Source organism: Nitrososphaera sp. (assembly GCA_039938515.1).
Lineage (GTDB): Archaea > Thermoproteota > Nitrososphaeria > Nitrososphaerales > Nitrososphaeraceae > Nitrososphaera.
In genome coordinates this window covers 1-16,814 of the sequence record JBDUUL010000020.1, presented here as the reverse complement: position 1 = coordinate 16,814, position 16,814 = coordinate 1, and the positions used below count along the sequence as shown (strand labels likewise).

The 16,814-nt window shown below is 51.6% G+C and carries 14 protein-coding genes and 2 tRNA genes; 10 read left to right on the top strand and 6 right to left on the bottom strand.

The genetic code is table 11. The annotated features are described in order from the left end of the window. The first annotated feature begins 2 nt into the window (after positions 1-2). The 3 genes from ABI361_11585 to ABI361_11575 are packed head-to-tail and all read left to right on the top strand — an operon-like array spanning position 3 to position 5,303. Entirely contained in the window at positions 3-1,730 is a 1,728-nt protein-coding gene (locus tag ABI361_11585) for an NADH-quinone oxidoreductase subunit M (protein MEO9321302.1), read from the top strand. Next, positions 1,730-3,793 carry an NADH-quinone oxidoreductase subunit L gene (locus ABI361_11580; GenBank protein ID MEO9321301.1) on the top strand — a complete coding sequence of 688 codons (2,064 nt, stop codon included), beginning with the start codon at positions 1,730-1,732 and terminating at the stop codon, positions 3,791-3,793. Before ABI361_11585 ends, ABI361_11580 begins: the two co-directional genes overlap by 1 nt. A gap of 4 nt (positions 3,794-3,797) precedes the next feature. After that, positions 3,798-5,303, top strand: coding sequence for an NADH-quinone oxidoreductase subunit N (locus ABI361_11575; protein ID MEO9321300.1), 1,506 nt, complete (start codon positions 3,798-3,800; stop codon positions 5,301-5,303). A gap of 15 nt (positions 5,304-5,318) precedes the next feature. Here the strand turns inward: ABI361_11575 and ABI361_11570 are convergent, their stop codons facing one another. Both ABI361_11570 and ABI361_11565 read right to left on the bottom strand, forming a co-directional pair. After that, positions 5,319-6,188: a polyprenyl synthetase family protein gene (locus ABI361_11570; GenBank protein ID MEO9321299.1), complete on the bottom strand. Its 870-nt coding sequence runs from the start codon at positions 6,186-6,188 to the stop codon at positions 5,319-5,321. Between the two features lie 210 nt (positions 6,189-6,398). Continuing rightward, positions 6,399-6,494 (bottom strand) — tRNA-Glu (locus tag ABI361_11565). A 91-nt stretch (positions 6,495-6,585) separates the two neighbouring features. Here ABI361_11565 and ABI361_11560 point away from each other — a divergent pair. The 4 genes from ABI361_11560 to ABI361_11545 all read left to right on the top strand — a co-directional run bounded on the left by ABI361_11560 (position 6,586) and on the right by ABI361_11545 (position 9,014). Continuing rightward, positions 6,586-7,269, top strand: coding sequence for an iron-containing redox enzyme family protein (locus ABI361_11560; protein ID MEO9321298.1), 684 nt, complete (start codon positions 6,586-6,588; stop codon positions 7,267-7,269). 48 nt (positions 7,270-7,317) lie between these two features. Continuing rightward, positions 7,318-7,391 (top strand) — tRNA-Ile (locus ABI361_11555). A 49-nt stretch (positions 7,392-7,440) separates the two neighbouring features. Next, the gene (locus tag ABI361_11550; GenBank protein ID MEO9321297.1) at positions 7,441-7,836 is read left to right on the top strand and encodes a hypothetical protein; all 396 of its coding nucleotides are present in this window, start codon (positions 7,441-7,443) and stop codon (positions 7,834-7,836) included. Positions 7,837-8,201: 365 nt separating this feature from the next. Further along, on the top strand, positions 8,202-9,014 hold the full coding sequence (locus ABI361_11545) for a hypothetical protein (protein ID MEO9321296.1): 813 nt from the start codon (positions 8,202-8,204) through the stop codon (positions 9,012-9,014). Positions 9,015-9,026: 12 nt separating this feature from the next. Here the strand turns inward: ABI361_11545 and ABI361_11540 are convergent, their stop codons facing one another. After that, positions 9,027-10,787: a hypothetical protein gene (locus tag ABI361_11540; GenBank protein MEO9321295.1), complete on the bottom strand. Its 1,761-nt coding sequence runs from the start codon at positions 10,785-10,787 to the stop codon at positions 9,027-9,029. Between the two features lie 1,318 nt (positions 10,788-12,105). On the opposite strand from ABI361_11540, the gene ABI361_11535 reads away from it, so the two are divergent. After that, entirely contained in the window at positions 12,106-13,005 is a 900-nt protein-coding gene (locus ABI361_11535; GenBank protein ID MEO9321294.1) for a hypothetical protein, read from the top strand. A 462-nt stretch (positions 13,006-13,467) separates the two neighbouring features. Here the strand turns inward: ABI361_11535 and ABI361_11530 are convergent, their stop codons facing one another. After that, a complete protein-coding gene (locus tag ABI361_11530; GenBank protein MEO9321293.1) occupies positions 13,468-13,704 on the bottom strand; it encodes a hypothetical protein in 237 nt (78 codons plus the stop codon). 356 nt (positions 13,705-14,060) lie between these two features. Between ABI361_11530 and ABI361_11525 the strand changes: the two genes are divergently transcribed. Then, complete coding sequence (locus tag ABI361_11525) at positions 14,061-14,930, top strand: hypothetical protein (GenBank protein MEO9321292.1); 870 nt, start codon at positions 14,061-14,063, stop codon at positions 14,928-14,930. Positions 14,931-15,121: 191 nt separating this feature from the next. Then, positions 15,122-15,751, top strand: a complete 630-nt coding sequence (locus ABI361_11520; GenBank protein ID MEO9321291.1) for a hypothetical protein — start codon at positions 15,122-15,124, stop codon at positions 15,749-15,751. Between the two features lie 104 nt (positions 15,752-15,855). Here ABI361_11520 and ABI361_11515 read toward each other — a convergent pair whose 3' ends face one another. Together ABI361_11515 and ABI361_11510 are read right to left on the bottom strand one after the other, a co-directional pair. Next, positions 15,856-16,350, bottom strand: coding sequence for a cupredoxin domain-containing protein (locus tag ABI361_11515; protein MEO9321290.1), 495 nt, complete (start codon positions 16,348-16,350; stop codon positions 15,856-15,858). A 145-nt stretch (positions 16,351-16,495) separates the two neighbouring features. Next, on the bottom strand, positions 16,496-16,814 hold a 319-nt coding region (locus ABI361_11510; GenBank protein ID MEO9321289.1), incomplete at its 5' end, for a hypothetical protein.

Below are 16,814 nucleotides of genomic sequence, written 5' to 3'. Positions count from 1 at the left end.
TGATGGCCGCATCATTCCTTTTGATGGCTGCGACGTTCCTTCCGCTTTTCGGCTCGCCGGTCGCCTTTGCCCTTGGCCGCAGGTCCAGCGTCAACGCCGTCACGTGGTTTTCCTTCGGGATCCTCGCCGTCTCGACTGCCCTGCTGCTCATTCCTACGATAGGTCTGGGAGACGGCGTATACTCTGAAACCTACAAGTGGGGCCAGTTCGGCGACTTTGGCCTCCGGCTTGACGGCATCAGCATTCCCTTTGCATTTCTCATTTACGTGGCCGCGACAATAATCTCGCTTTTCTCAAAGCCATACATGGTCCGCAAGCTGACAGACGAGATGCCAAAGGGAAGTGATTTCCGCGGAAATCCAGGCGGCGGCTTTTCTTCGCGCCCTGATGCGCCTTCGGAACAGTCCGAGTTATCGGGCGGCGGTTCTGCTTCCCAGCTTGCAGTCGTCACCACGCAGAAATACGTCTCAAAGCAGATGGGCCTCTACTATGCCCTCTACCTCACGTTTTCGATGGGCATGCTAGGAACTGTGCTTGCCACCAACCTCATTGAATTCTATGTGTTTTTCGAACTCATGCTCGTCCCGTCATTCTTTCTAGTCGCGCTGTTCGGCTACGGCTCCCGAAGCCGTGTCGCACTGATGTTTCTATTCTGGACGCATGTCGGCGCAGCGGTGCTGTTGCTGGGGCTTCTTGCAATGGGCTTTTTCGCTGGAGGCTTTGACTACGCCACCGTAAAGGAAAACGCGGCGAAGATCCCCGCGCAGTGGCTGTCGCTTATCGTAGTCGCGCTGATTGTGGGCTTTGGAGTGAAACTGGCCGCGTTCCTGTTCCACATCTGGCTCCCGCATACGTACGCCCAGGCGCCAACGCCTGTATCCGCTCTCCTGTCGTCCGCAATGACCGGAATCGGAGCGTACGGCCTTCTCCGGATCTGGATGGAGCTCCTCGGTTCGAGCTACGACCAGTACAGCATTTACATCAACCTCTGGGGGCTCGCCACAATGATCTACGGAGGCGCGATGGCGCTTATGCAGGACGACATCAAGAAAGTCCTCGCCTATTCCAGTATCAGCCAGATGGGCTATATCCTGTTCGGCCTTGGGTCCGGCAGCGTGCTTGGAATCTCGGGCGCGACTCTGCTATTTGTCACCCACGGACTAGCAAAGGCGGCGCTTTTCATGATGGCCGGTTCTGTCATACTCCAGACTGGGACCGTCAGGCTTTCAAACCTTGGCGGGCTTGCTGGCAAGATGCCGTATACCGCAGTCTTTGCCATGATTGCGGGCCTGACTCTTATCGGGATACCGCCCACCAGCGGCTTCATGTCCGAATGGGTGATGTTCAACGGCGTACTGCAGACTGCCGCGCACAACCACGACTCGGTGCGCACGACAATATTTGCGCTCGGCATCCTCGCAACCGTGCTATCCACTGCATATCTTCTCTGGATGTACAAGCGGATTTTCTTTGGCAAAATCCCCGAGGAGCTTGCCCACGTCAAGGACTCTAACAGATACGTTACCGTGACAATGGCCGCGTTTGCCGCAATTTCTCTTGTTATCGGCGTCTTGCCAGACACGCTGCTGGCGCCAATCCTGCACTATGTGGGGGGCATGTTCGGCTCGCAGTCGACAGTGCTGCCTGTCCCGACTCCCGGGCACGCTGCTGCAGTTATGGGCGGCGGGACAAACCCGGGCGGTCCTAATATTTCAGGAGGTTCGGGCTGATGGCCACACTGGGCTTTGAAGGAATTGCCATAAACGTCTGGTTCGTCTGGATGCTGCCCTTTGTCGGCGCCGCGATAATCGCAGCAGTCGCCAGGTTTGGCAAGAAGGCGCGAGACTATACTGCCGTAGGCTTTGCGCTTGCCAGCGCCATACTTGCAGCAACTCTGATACCCACCGCGCTCGCAGGCGGAGAAATCCACAGCCAGATCCCTTGGATTCCCTCGCTCGGACTCAAGGCAGGAATCCTTGCCGATCCGCTTTCAATCGTCATGTCAAACCTCGTAGCCTGGATCTCGTTCCTTATCATGGTGTACTCTATGGGGTACATGCACGGGGACAGGGACCTTACCAGGTACTGGTTTTTCATGCTCTTTTTCATCGGCTCGATGCAGCTAATCGTAGTCTCGGACAACCTGCTGATGGTGTTCTTTGGCTGGGAGGGCGTGGGACTTGCGTCGTACGCTCTTGTGGGCTTTTGGTACCACGACAGAAAGAAAGACTTTGTCGGAACCGAGGGCCACATGGCCGGCGGAATTCCCATGTGGACATCACCGACCCACGCGGGCATGAAGGCCTTCCTCCAGACCCGCGCTGGAGACGTAATGATGCTTGCAGGGATGTTTCTGATATTCTCGTATGCCGGCACGTTTGGCTTCAAGGAGCTCTTGGCTGACCAGACCTGGGCCCAGGTCATGGCAAGCCAGAACGTGCTTGTCCCGGCAGCGGTTCTGCTATTTGGAGGCGCCATCGGCAAGTCCGCCCAGTTCCCGCTAAACGAGTGGCTGCTGGAAGCCATGACGGGCCCAACCTCCGTTTCCGCGCTCATTCATGCCGCAACCATGGTAAAGGCCGGCGTGTTTCTCGTGGCAAGAATCGCGCCACTGTTCTTCGCGCTCTCTGTCCTCCACACTGCCCAGTTCTTTGAGGTAGTAGCATGGGTAGGCGCTATTACCGCGTTCCTGCTGGCGACGCAGGCCCTTGTCAACCCCGAAATAAAGAAGGTACTAGCTTACTCGACCGGCTCGCAGATAGGCTACATGATGATGGCCCTTGGCGTCGCGGGCCTCTCCTCCAACTTTGTGGACGGCTACACCGCGGGCTTTTTCCAGCTGGTAAGCCACGCAATGTTCAAGGCCTCGCTTTTCATGGGAGCCGGAGCACTCCTGCACGTCGTGGGCTCCCGGTTCATGACCGACATGGGAGGCATGAAAAAGCACATGAAAAAGACCTACATCTTTATGCTTCTTGCCAGCCTTTCGCTTGCAGCCGCGCCGCTTGTGACCATCGGCTTCTGGAGCAAGGACGCGGTATTTGGCGCCCTTCTTGAATCCGGGTACACGTATTCGACACCACTGTTTGCCATAGCGGTAATCGTCGCAGTAATGACTGCCTTTTACACTTTCAGAATGATAGGCATGTCGTTCTTTGGCAAGGAAAGCAAGCACATCGAGGAGATGGAACACAAGGGCCACCACCTTCACGAGGTCAGTCCGCTCATGTGGGTGCCATTTGGAATCCTTGCAGTGCTGACCATAGCAATAGGCGTGGTCGGCTTTCTCTTTGAAGCACAGCTCCACGCGCTTTTCGCCTCCTACCTTGCCACCTACTTTGGAATCCACGACACAAGGCCGGAGAACATGAGCATCATGCCGCAGGGAGACAAGACTTTCTTTGGGCTCAACCCGGTTGCTGCCGCGGCGTCGCTTGGCGCCTTTGGCATCGGAGCAGGGCTTGGCTACGTATTTTACATTGCAAGAAAAGCCGACCCGCGGATTGTCTCGTACAACATCGTCACCCGCGCGATCTGGCGCTTCCTGTACAACCGATGGTACCTGAACTCCGCGCTCTACTGGGGCGGCGTAATAATCCCAATGGTAATTTCGAGGTACTTCTGGAGATACTTTGAGTCAACGATAATAGAGGGAATCAATCCTGCTTTCCAGTCCTCCATGGTGTATATGTCCCGCGTCGTCAAGGCAGGGCAGACTGGAATCACGCAGACATACCTGTTTGTGTTTGGAGTCGGCATCATGATAGTCGTGATGCTGCTATTGATAAAGTGAGAAAATGGCACTAGAGATAACATCAACCCCGATAATCCTGACAGGCGTCCTTGGAGCCGTCGGGCTGGCAATCCCCGCAATAGACGCGATAAGGCGGGAGCGCGGAGCCAACAGGAACAAGCTGTACAGCGCGATTGCATTTGGCGCCCTTGTCTTTGCATTCGGCTTTGTAATCTTCCGGATCTTCTCCGGCGAGGTCCTTCCGGCGGCAACGTTCTCCAAGGGCGTAATATCAGACGACATGTTCGGCTCGTTCTTTGCGCTGGCGATGCTTCTGGTCTCCTTGATGTCGACAGCTTCTTCATGGAACTACTGGAAGGGCAGGTCGAACCCCGCGGCGTACTATTCGCTCATACTGCTTTCAACGATAGGCATGCTGCTTATTGCGTATTCCACAGACTTTGTCATGCTCCTGGTCGCATGGGAACTGATGTCCATACCAACCTATGCGCTTGCCGCGTTTTCAAAGCGCGACCCTATCTCAAACGAGGCGGCAATCAAGTACTTTATGTTTGGCGCCCTTTCGTCCGCGCTGATAATCCTTGCGATTGGGCTTGTCTACGGCATCACAGGCACTACTAACATCGGAGACTCGATAAACGCACTCACCCACCTTGACAAGAGCCTCGTGCCAATAGGGCTTCTCTCTATCGCGCTGTTTGTAGCCGGCTTTGGCTTCAAGATGGGGATCGTTCCGTTCCACATGTGGCTGCCTGACACCTACGAGGGCGCGCCTACGACCATCGGGTCAATACTTGCAGCAGGCACCAAGAAGGCCGGATTTGCTGCCGCCATCCGCGTCGTAGTCCTCGGCATGTTTGCGCTCAATGCCGACTGGACGCTGACGCTTGGCATACTGGCTGTATTTACAATGACGCTTGGCAACCTGGGGGCGCTGGTGCAGAGAAGCGTGCCGAGGATTCTTGCATACTCTAGCATCGCGCAGGCAGGGTACATCATGATAGGAGTCGCGCTGGCGCCCTATTCCGACCAGGCGCTCAGCGGCTCGCTGTTTCACATACTAAACCACGCCGTCATGAAATCGGCAGCATTTATCGCGGCCGCCGCGGTTGCAACCGCGCTTGCCAGCTACAGCCTTGAAAAATACCGCGGCCTCGGGAGAAGGATGCCAATTACCGCGATTGCGTTCTCTATATCGCTACTCGCGCTTGCAGGCGTTCCTCCGCTCAACGGGTTCTGGAGCAAGCTGGTGCTGTTCGGAGCCGCCATCAACAGCGGCGCCCAGGTGCCGTGGGGCCCGTGGCTGGCAATTGCCGGACTGCTCAACAGCGCGCTTTCGCTTGCCTACTATGCCTGGATCATGAAAAAGATGTACATGGACGAGAGCCCGGACATGACACCTGTCAAGGAGCCCCGCGCGATGGTGGCTGTGCTTGTCTTTGCAATAGTGTTCATTGTGGGCTTTGGAATATGGCACGCGCCGCTGCTCGACCTGGCTTCCAGGTCCGTGCCAAGCCTTGCAAGCGTGACTGTAGCCGCGCCACACTAGGCGCGCTTATCCTGCCTAGAACTGGACTGAGGCAAGGTCCGTGAGGTGCTCCAGATGCATGCCGCTTGCACTCCTGGAGCCGTGAGATATCTTGGCAAGCTCGTTCTTGGCCTTTTCCGCATAGCCCTTGTACAGCCTGTCCATCGAGCCGACGAACTCCTTTGAACTGCCGTCATGCTTGCGTACAAGCATGTTAAACAGCCTGTTCTCGTTGTTCCAGTCAATCAGGTCGTCGTGGATTTGGTAGGCAATGCCAAGCAGCCTCCCAAACGAGGTCATTGCGCTTACCTGCGAAGAGTCGCCCTTGCCAAGCAGCGCGCCTATCATGGCCGAGGCCTCAAACAGCGACGCGGTCTTGTATTCGACGACCTTGATGTAATCCTCCTCGGTAATGTCGGTAGACTTGTTGAGCCGGATTTCCATCATCTCGCCCTCGCTCATGCGAGTCGCCGCGACTGCCAGCTCGTTCATTATCCGCGGGTCTCGAAGCTTTGACCCGATGTTGAGTATCACTCCGAGCACAAAGTCGGCAGTAAGGATGCTGCTGTTGTACCCGTACTTTACGTGAAAAGAGGGCTTGCCACGGCGCAGGTTCTCCTCGTCAATGATGTCGTCGTGGATTATCGATTCCGTGTGCAAAAGCTCGATTGCAGAGGCCGCAAGGTACGAGTCGGATTCAGGCTCCCTGTTTCCAACAAACTCTGCCGACAGCACAAGTATGAGCGGGCGTATCCTCTTGCCTCCGTCGCTTGCGTAGCGAAGCGGCGCATGAAACTCGGACCAGGAATAGCTGTCAAGCTCCTGCCTCAGCGCGTCGTCAATCTTGGCGACATAAGTGGCAAACTTGTCAGTGAGAGGATTTGGCCCTGCATTTTTCCTATTCAAAAAGGAGCTGTCCCTTCTTTAGGGTTAGCCGGTTGCAATATTAATTTAGTGATCAGGCTCAATTGAAAGTTCGGCACACAATAAAGTGAGGCAGGGGCAGGCCGCTCATGATCGCTCGGCCATTTGTCTTCGCCGGGCGCGCCGAATAAAATATGCAGTGCAATCCATTACGAGCAAAAACGCTTGCAAGGCCTGCCAGAATTGGAAAAGTGCTCCGATCGGGATTTGAACCCGAGATCTCCGCCTTGAAAGGGCGGAATGCTTGACCGGACTGTGCAGCCAAAACGGCTTCTACACCATCGGAGCAGTCCGCGTTGATGCCTGGAGATTCAAATAAAATCGTTTCCAGAAGCCCGGGTGACAAGGTTTTTCTAGGAGCGCAAAACCATATTTTACCATGGAAGACTTTTCTTTGGTTGAGAGAATTGACAGCGAGATTGAAAAAAGGAGCCTTCTGAAGCATCCTTTCTATCAGATGTGGTCAAAGGGCCAACTGGAGCTTGCACACTTGCGCGGTTATGCAAAGGAATACTTTCAGCTTGTAAAGGCGGTTCCCGGAATGGTGGACGCAATCTCAGCTTCTGCAGAGTCCCATCCGCTGGGCAGGGATATGCAAGTGTCTATCCGGGCAAACGGCCAGGAGGAGCATGAGCACTTATTGCCTTGGATACGGTTTGCAGACTCACTTGGAATCAGTTCCGCGGAACTGGAGGGCTTTGCCCCAGCGGCCAAGACATCTGAGTCTGTCCGCGCGATGGAACAGCTTTCAGGCCTTTCATTCGAGCAGGCGGTTGCAATGATGTACGCCTATGAAGCGGAACTTCCAAAGATCAGCCGCTCGAAAATCGAGGGCTTGCAAAAGTTCTACGGCCTTGACAGCGACGATGCGCTGGACTACTTTAGAATCCACGAAGAAGCCGACGTGCGCCATGCTCAGGTCTGGAGGGAGCTGCTCGACAGTCTTCCGGCGGACCGGCGTTCTGCTGCCTTTGAAGCCGCGGTCAGGTCGCTGGAAGCGCAAAACGGTTTGCTTGATTCCGTCATGCGAAACCACGTGAGCGCAGAAATGTGCTGCTCGTAAATTCGCCAAACCTTTATACATTCTAGGCTTGCGGCACATCGCAAAGAGGGGCCCATAGCTTAGCCTGGCAGAGCGACCGGCTCATAACCGGTAGGTCAGGGGTTCAAACCCCCTTGGGCCCACTGCCATTTGGGTTCAAAACCTTGAGTGCCGAGACGCAAATTCGGCCATGTGGCCGGCGAAAAATACGACTACAATGCTCTTTTAGACAAGTACTCTGACCTCAAAACATGGTATGACAACCTTTTCAACAGTTCGCCGTCCCTTGTCGAAGACAGACTGAGAAGAATAGGGTATGTCTGTCGTATCTACAAGACCAACCCTGACAAACTGGCAAAACTGTCAGCAAAGGAAGGCCAGAGGTTAATAGTTTCAATTATCATCGGCATGCACAAGGCCGGAAAATCTGTTGAGTACCAAAAGCCCTATGTGAAGGCACTGAAGTCTTGGTTCCTGCAGACGCTTGAGCTTTTACCCTGGCAACTAGCTCCTGATGGAACTATTTCTAATATTGGGCAGCATGCGCAGGACCTGAAGTCTCATACTTGGCTATCCAAAATCCGCTAGTATGAAGCCAGCTGCAAAAAACGGGACTGTCATGATTACTGTGTCACCCCAATCGAACTCTATGCAAATAGCCCAGCCGCCGAGGAACCTTGGGTCGGACTGAAGAGGACTATGGATGCATTCATTACGCAAATAGTACCGCTGTGCCGACAGCGACAAGTTGTATGCTCCAAAGGCGAGCAGTACTGCTCCAACAAAGAGTATGCCAATACCGGCCCGCCTGCTGACCATGTCAGATTGAGCAATACGACGCTATTTTGACTTTTCATGTCTGCCATGACAGACTATGCGATGCTAGTATCAAAACAGGCGATACCACATTGCCAATATATTCATCTTTGTCACTCAGGATATAGTTCCTGATTTTGCCCATAGGCAAGACCGCATATGTTGTCATTGGAATAAGCATGGTGGCTGCACTCTCACTAGGGCTTTTCGCAATAATCCAGTCATCAATTTCTCCTCAGACCATCGCTTATGCCAAAGCGCTCCCTGAAGGGAAACTTTTCCTCTCAGCATGTCCAGATGCGTCGATCCATTATAGTGGTGCTTCGATAATCGACCCTGTCGCCATCGTAGATTTGAGGTACCAGTATGTGCCTCAACTCTCGCCGCTTTCAGGAATGACCTTGGACTTGTACATCCCGGTAAATGAGCGCACAAACACCGCAGGTGTGCTAAACATGACAGAAACACGCTCAATTGGAGAAGTTAATCCTCATATGGAATCCGCATCAATTACCGGTGCTAAAGTATCGCTTGCATTACAAGCTGCCAAATCCTGCGAGGGCATATTTTCTGCAATTCGGATGGATCACTATAATCTGACTGTGGGCTCGCATAACTACATGGTAGGCTATACATTCCAAAATAACTATGGCAAAATGATAAACATGACTGCAAATTACGACACCCGCTCATTTGAGGCAAACTTTCTGACGTACAACGACACCACATTGAACCTATACTTTTCCAATCAGACCATGAAGGCGATCTTTGGAGAGCCATGTGCAAACTGCGGGAGCAAGAAATACGACCTTGCAGTATTTGTAGACGACGTTGACACCAATAGCAAGTCAAGCTGGTTTTTTATGCCAGACCATACCTTGTCGCAAATTAACCTAGAAGCAGGGGCATCTCGAGCGGGAGTCTATGTGACGTTCATGCTTGGAAAATAAACTGGAATTCCCTCATGGTTGCCAAGCCGCATCATAGTAACCAGTCGTATTGCTGATTAGAACTCTGTCGCTGCCGTTTACATTCACAGTGGCTAGTCCTATGCGAGATGCATAACCGATCCTCTTGCCATCTGAGAGCCAAGTAGGCATCTCTTGGCCATTCGGATCGCCTGTCAATAGAGTCTCGTTGCTGCCGTCTGGATTTATGAGAAAGATCTGATCGCCATTCGGGTCTCTATCGCTAATGTACATGATCTTCTGGCCATCTGGAGACCAGCTAGGAAGCCGATTGTCGTCTAATGATTGGTTGCCAAAAAAATTCTCCTTTGTCAACTCGGCAAAGCCTGTACCGTTTGCATCGATCGTGTAAATCTGATCTGAAAGCCCGATCTGGTTTGAACGTTCGTTAGCCCCTTGAAAGGCTAGTTTTTTGCCATCGGGCGACCAAGTGGGATGTGTAAAGTCATTGGATTGCTTGGTTACCATCGTTGGATTGCTCCCATCTGTATTCATTATGTATATGCGGTAGTGGCCTTCGGCCAAAGTGCTATATGCGATCCTGCTGCCATCCGGCGCCCATCGAGGATCCATGCCATCGCGTAGGATCTTGCGGTCGCTTCCATCAGAGTTTATAGTGCAAATTTCAGTACCGCATTCGTAAACCACCTTTGTGCCGTTTGGCGACCAGCTGGGAGAATACCCGTCAGCAACCAATGTCTGGTCGCTCCCATCCAAATTCATGAGCCATATCCCCTGCATGTAACTTTTGTATGCTGCTATCTTGGTGCCGGGTTTTGGAAACGACCCCGGCGGCCAGTGAGTCAGCGTATTTGTAATCTGGCACCTGAGCTCCGCACCGGCAGTTACTTTGTCCGGGCTAATTATTCCGCTCGAATCGCAATCTCCAGAGTACGAGATATCGTAATCAGCAAGAGAGGAGGCCGGCTGGACAAGATCTGTTACCTTCTGCTGCTGGCCCGGAACTACATCAATCATTGAATCATTGACTAGGGTTTGATTTCCATTTAGATAGGTAGTAAAGGCCGGCGCTCGATAGACATGATTGGCTACAACAAAGTTTGAAACAGTTAATCTTGGCGGTTGGCTGTCAAAGCCCAACGAATCCCCTGGTGCGTAGCTCCCTTGGTGGATAGAGACCGCCATTTTCTCAAGCTCGCTTAAGGGCACTTGGTTGCTTTCGACCGAGTATGTCAAGTTCCCGTTCCAAAAGCCTGCGCTGGAGGGATAGCTTCTGTAACCCTCGATTATCTCTAATGGTTGATTGTTTAGCGTAACAAGCTGAGGAGTTATCGTCTTCTGGCCGACTATCTGCCGGTAACTATCCAGAATGGGCAGGGTAATTGATGAGAAACGGTACCTTTGAGCCTGCGTGCTCATATTTGCATAGTAACTTGGATTGTATTGGAAGATACGGGTGTGGTCTATGACTGTCAGGACAAGCAGGTTGTTATTGTTTTCCAGCGGCGCCCCATTTTTCGAGTAAACCACTACATATCCCTCTATGCAGCCGCCTTGCGGACTACAACCAGCATCATTGCGTGCACAAGCAATATCATAACCATCAGGAACGTAATCTGGAAGACTTACACGAAGCTTGGACTTGGCATACAACTCTAGTGCTGAAAAACACCCTCCATTCGAACGTGGCGGCAATCCTCCATAGTCGTATAGGAATGCAAATGCCGCCATAAGGTCAATGCCTGCGAGTATTGCAACCAAGACTATTAGTTGCAGCTCCCTATCTTGCGGCACTAATATTGGCAGCATATCAGCACCTTTTAGGTCTTTATTTGCAACAGACGTTTTGTTACGTTGAAGGTGGCGGCGTAGAATCCGGGGCAATACAAATTGACTCCCACAGCCAATCGAAACAATCGCTAGGCCTCCGCGATTTATTTGTTATAGGAGCGCCGGATAAGTGATCAGGCAATAATCAATTGCACCGCAGAACCCCAAGCAAGTTGTTGTCGACTGTCTGAATAGTACGTATCGCGATGCTGTATTGTGATAGTGTTTATCTTACCGCCGAATCAATGCCTTTCGAGGGGTACCCGGCGAGAGTTGGCGTGGAAGACAGTATTTGGTGTGACTGCTGTCATTATAGCTATTATGATTGGGGCTACGTTCTTTTTCATAATTTTGCCGCCACATAACAGCAATGTACGTCATGCTAACGTGTTTCGCCTTTGCGACCCGGGCAATAGCTCTGCCATCAACCGGATTGACTATGATTCGGACGGCAGTCCACAAAAATCCCTCTACCTCGTTCCAGCAAATGAGGCTACAGTAGCTTTCAATAGAATAAAGAGCATTCTCGGTGGCAACAAGTCTTACGGCAATTCAAATCAGAGCAATCAAGAGACGCAAGCGCAAGCGGCAGATATTCAAAGCATATCGACCACAGCTGTACTACGTGGGCTAGTGTGTCCGTCCTGCGGCAAAGACGTGTCTACATCAGATACTAAATTTGGCTTCCATCAATGTCCGTACTGCGGATTCGCCCTTAACAAAGCCGGGAAGAATTCTTCCGAAGACTCAGCAAGGAATACAGCCAGCGCCGTTCACAACAGCATAACATGCTCGAAATGCTCAGCCACGAACCCGTTGAATGCAACATACTGCATTAATTGCGGTGCAAAAGTGAAACTCAGCTGTAGTTCTTGCAGCCATTCCAATCCTGCAGCTGCAAAGTTTTGCAATCAATGTGGAACATCGATCGACCAGACGTGCTAAATTGGGTACTGTCAAATCTGCCGCGGATCACAACCATTGAGGTGAAAGCCATCCGCCGTCAGTTTATCAGAACCAGCTAGCGCGACGCTTATAACATCGACCAAAAGCCAGTCGAAATGCCTTCAGACCCTTCTTGCGCCGGAGTTTCACAGCACACCCTGATTCTTGCCAATCACAGTTTGCCGGAAACTTGGGAGAGTCGTAATCTGATATCCGGAGATCAATTACTTGCCAGCATATGTAAAACGGCGAGGTTCTTCTAGTAGACTTTTCTGAATATTCATTTCGATTTGTTTAATACTAAGATTGTTCCCTTAGCCAAATCCGCGAAAAAGAAATGGTCCCGCGAAATATCCTCACAGCATTCGGGCTTGCATCAGCAGCTGTCTTTGTAACTATTCTGATGTTGTCGGCAGGGAATGCAAGGGCCGCGTCTAACGTACTAGCCGGTAGTTCATCCTGCGCTGCGCTAGGGGGTAACTGGAGCAGTACCCATTCTGTTTGCACCGTCAACACACTGACGGTCAACGGCGGTGACTCTCTGACCGTTGCAAAAGGAGTAACGCTAAATGTAATTGGAAAATACAACAGCTCGGTCTGGGGGAACTTTATCAACAACGGAACCGTTATCAACAGCAGCCCTTACGGTGGCATCAGCTTCTACAATGGCATGACAAATAACCCTGGAAGCACCCTTCGAGACATGAATGGTAGCATCTTTTTCTATGGCCATTCAAGTAACTATGGCGCGATAAGAATCCACGCCGTAAACATTCTCATCCAAGGAACAGTTGTCAACTCTGGGACAATTTATACAGACAAGAACGGCCGTGTAGATACAGACGGAGGCAACCTCACTAACACGCCAAGCGGGGTAATTATCAATCGCGGTTCGATTAACAGCTTTGCCTCAGATTATGGCGGCCTGTTTAACGCCGGTACCATCATTAACTATAATTCCATTGACGCGACTTACGCTTTTGTTAACTCGGGGCAAATTATCAATAAACCTGGAGGCACCGTAGATAATTACGGTACTCTTGACAATCCCGGAGTTATCAAGAACTCAGCCGCTCTGGTTAATCATGTTGCATCTACTGTTAACAATTCAGGCAGTATCATTGATTCTTGCAGCGGCACCTTTACAAACTATGGTGCACTGACTGGAAATCAAGTGGTAAGTAGATGCCATTCCAATGCAGCATCTGATATGCCGGATCCATCTGCGACGGTTTAGGCTAGCATCCTTCGAACTCATATCTAAACACATTTTGGTCGCGGACCTTTTGAATAGACAACATCACATAACCAATAGACTTACTATCGTTAAGCAAGTGGTTTATTTCTGCATTTACTAACAACGGTCAAGCAGCGATTCCGATCCTGCAGATGTCTTGTTCAGCTAGGGGAGATCGAACCCTCCCTTAGTGGGAATTAAAAATCCGTATTTCTTCGCAAGATTGGTCGAGCGTCTATGTCTCGGATATTTCCGGATTGATAATACCCGATGCTAACAGCAAGCCCGATCATAAACCTCAGCAAAGCAATTCCAGCTTGATAGTTTGGGAACCCTAACCGGCCCGTGCCTTGCAAAGCAATCAAGGCCTTATCCAAAAAACAAAGGGCGGCGCTGTGGGAAAGGCCGCTACCGTTGTTGGGTGCTCGGGACGATCGTCCCTGCTTAGGCTATTGCTTTCTGCTAGATTCTTATCTCGTGCTTTCTGGCCTCTTCGCCTGTTATGTTCAAGACGACCTCGTCGCCGTCAAAGCTGCCGACACTTTTCTTGGACAATATAATCTCCTTCATGGGGGCTTTCTGGACAAAAATATTATCGTTTGACACGCCCACAACTACTCCGACGTCTTCTCCTTCCCTGGCCCTGACGGCTTTCTGAAAGATGGCATCCCAGTCGAATACCGGCGACGATTCTGTCATGCATATCAAGTTTAATCCGACCTAATATGCGATGAGGAAGCTCGTCGGCCCAGATTCTGGGGGTTGATTATAATCGGATTATCTTAGCCCTGAAGACTCTAAGCGGCAGCGCTTCCCGTTCAATATTCGCCTGGATATACTGAATTGAGTCAATTCTGAGGGACGAATCCGGCTTTTTCATTTGCAATATCTCCGGCTCAAGTAGCACCGGGCCGTGCATTTGCCAATTCTGTTCGTCAGGATGAAAAGTTTACCGGACAGCATTGGGGGAATATCTGGCAGGTTTTGACTATCAGCATTATCTTCCGAGTATGCTTGCGAACCTGTTAAAGGCGTTTGAGACTTGCGATTTTGCAATGAACACAAAGTACGCAACATTTGCAGCAATGCTTACTGCAGCAGTACTCGTATTGGCGGTATCGCCAAGCCTCGCAGCTCTGCACCAGGCATCTGCCCAGACAACAGCCGCAACAACCTCTAACACGACAGGCGGAATGAACAGCACGTCTGCCAATACAACGTCGACAGCTTCAAACGCTACCGGAACCACGACCACCGCCTCCGCCGCCACTGAAAATACCTTCCATGTCAGGGGCACTGTTAACGGCTTTGCGATTCCGGCAAATGCCACTAGCGTCCCAACCGGGGTAGCAGATTCTGTTATCGCAGGACAATGGCAGATTGACGTTTCAAACGGCCAAGTGCAGAACTTTACTGTCTATTACGCACAATACTCTTCACTCACAGGCATGGTCGTTGCAAACCACACTCTGACTACAATGACCAGCACCACGTCAGCCAGCAATACCACGGGTACCGCTTCAACAGGAACGGCTAATTCAACTAGCACGGCAACAGGCGCGTCGCTTACTGCCAACCGCTCTGCTACCGTGAACAGCTCTGCAGGTTCTCTGACCGCTTCGAGATCGACCACGGTGACGCCCTCGACTTCAACCGCAGCGAATTCTACAACCTCGACAGCCCAGTCAAGCACTCCTTCAGTTGTCCTCACGGGCAATACAACCAGCTTTAGCACCCATGTCAACGTGTCCACAAACGGGGCGCAGCAATTCACAGATGTCCCGGTAACAGTTCACCTCTTGAACGGCAAGGTGCTTACAATTAGCGTGAGCAGCTCTGTAACCGGAAGCACGTTCCCCACTGCCCCGCTCTCAGGTATTGCTACCGTACTCACCGGCCCGAACGGACTAAGCCTGATAAAGTAATGAGCGGTCCCTGACTGCTCTCCCCTTTTTTCTTTCCTGCCTAAGTCAAGGATTGGTGCTTGAACCACCGAACACTCTAGAGCCTATCGCCATAAGAGCCACTGGCTCAAGAGAAAGACTTCATCGAACTTCTTATCAATCATACCTTCAGCTGCGACTCAATGGCGTCTGCCTTACCACCAGGCGAGAACATGACCAGAATTCCCGTCGCATACCTGATTGTCGGGCTTGAAAATAATCGAAAGGCCGTTGAGGATTTTTTCAAGAACCCGATAAGTTCGGTAAGCCTCGTAATCGACGGGAATCATATTGAGATGACGTCCAAGAATACATGGCTGTGGAAGGAAATCTGCAGTGCGCGCACGCGCGGCGTCAGGGTCAGAAGCATTACCGAAGTTACCCCCGAGAACCTTGAAGAATGCAAGCAAGACATGGCCCGGCTTGACGAGATGCGACATCTTGCAGGCGTCCTGAGCGTTTTTGGGGTGTCTGACGTTGAATTTATCGCGCTGGCCCCGCGGCCACTCTCAACAAATCCGAAAGAAACGATCCAGTCCATACAAAGCAATTCCGAAACGATTGTGGCGTTCAAGCAGCTAATTTTCGACACGCTTTGGAGCAGGGCAACGCCTGCTCTAGCGAGGATTCGAGAACTTGAAGGCAAATCAAACTCACACAATCCTTCCGAATTGGTAAGGGACATCATAGACCGGGTCTACTCTTGCATGGACTGCAATGCGACCTTCATTTTTGCGCATGAAGTCCACGCGCACAGAGAAGGCGCCGGGCACGAGAGGTTTAGGGAGTACCCGCTTGTGTAGATTCCTTTCCGGAGCAAGTCATACCGGCCCAGACAGAGGTCCCGAGTATTGATTCAATCGTGTCACCAGGATTGTACTTATTCGCGGCGATAAGGGCCGTCCCGCTAGGGAGCAGCGCTCTTTTGGGCATTGAACTGGTCGGCAGTTGGAGCAAGGACTACCAGCTGCCCTCTCATGACGGGCTGGTGGAATGAGCAGATATAGCCAAAGACCCCAGTCTCGTTTGCAATAAAGTTTATTGTCCTGTTCTGCCCGCCTGCCAGAATTACGTTTTTCACGTACGGCTTGTCAAGAATAGTGAAGCTGTGCTGGTCTGAGGCATTTGCCTCGACGTTGTAAAAGTGGATTGTTACATTGTCGCCCTTTGTGACGGTCATGGTAGATATGCTGTACATGTCAGCCGGCATGCCAACCTTGGTCTCGTTTATCCTAGTGTTATCCATGTTGAACAGATAGAACTCCCGCTTGACACCTTTGTACGATAGCGCGTGAGCATTCTGCGCCGACATGATCGCCAGCCCGGTGTTTGCGAGAAGCAGTAGCGATGCCCCAGCTGCAACGGCAAGTACGATGGATCTATTGAGTTTTGGAAAATTCACATCGCAGCTGGGTCAGTATCGCAGATAAGCGGCGATGTTCCGGTTTTGATAACACCATTACAGTACATGACATAAGAACAGAAAAAGCAGCGGGCATCTCGGGAGAGCCGCGTAATACCGGGGCGCCGGCCAGAAATTATCCTGGCTACTTTTGCTGCTCCGCATCATGATATGCCATAGGGAGGATGGTCTTGTCGTAATAGTCGAGGAACTGCGTGTTGTTTACAAGCGAGTGCGCATAAATCCCCAGGTTGATTATATGGCCTTTGCCGTAGTCCATCTTGTAGACGCCTACGAGCGGGTGAATTGTGCCAGAGTCCCGTGGCGGCTCCACTGCCCCAAAGTCCAGGAGCATGGTGGCATTTTTGTTAGAAACGTACTGCTCCTCCTGGTGGGTGTAGTTGAAATGCGGATTGGTGAACGTTACATTGGCCGAAACCGGATCGGGAAGAAAATTGCTGCCG

Bases quoted from the DNA above. Each gene is read 5' to 3' on its own strand.
- ABI361_11585 (MEO9321302.1), top strand. From the start codon at position 3: ATGGCCGCATCATTCCTTTTGATGGCTGCGACGTTCCTTCCGCTTTTC.
- ABI361_11520 (MEO9321291.1), top strand. From the start codon at position 15,122: ATGACCAGAATTCCCGTCGCATACCTGATTGTCGGGCTTGAAAATAAT.
- ABI361_11535 (MEO9321294.1), top strand. From the start codon at position 12,106: ATGGTCCCGCGAAATATCCTCACAGCATTCGGGCTTGCATCAGCAGCT.
- ABI361_11580 (MEO9321301.1), top strand. From the start codon at position 1,730: ATGGCCACACTGGGCTTTGAAGGAATTGCCATAAACGTCTGGTTCGTC.
- ABI361_11525 (MEO9321292.1), top strand. From the start codon at position 14,061: ATGAACACAAAGTACGCAACATTTGCAGCAATGCTTACTGCAGCAGTA.
- ABI361_11530 (MEO9321293.1), bottom strand. From the start codon at position 13,704: ATGACAGAATCGTCGCCGGTATTCGACTGGGATGCCATCTTTCAGAAA.
- ABI361_11575 (MEO9321300.1), top strand. From the start codon at position 3,798: ATGGCACTAGAGATAACATCAACCCCGATAATCCTGACAGGCGTCCTT.
- ABI361_11560 (MEO9321298.1), top strand. From the start codon at position 6,586: ATGGAAGACTTTTCTTTGGTTGAGAGAATTGACAGCGAGATTGAAAAA.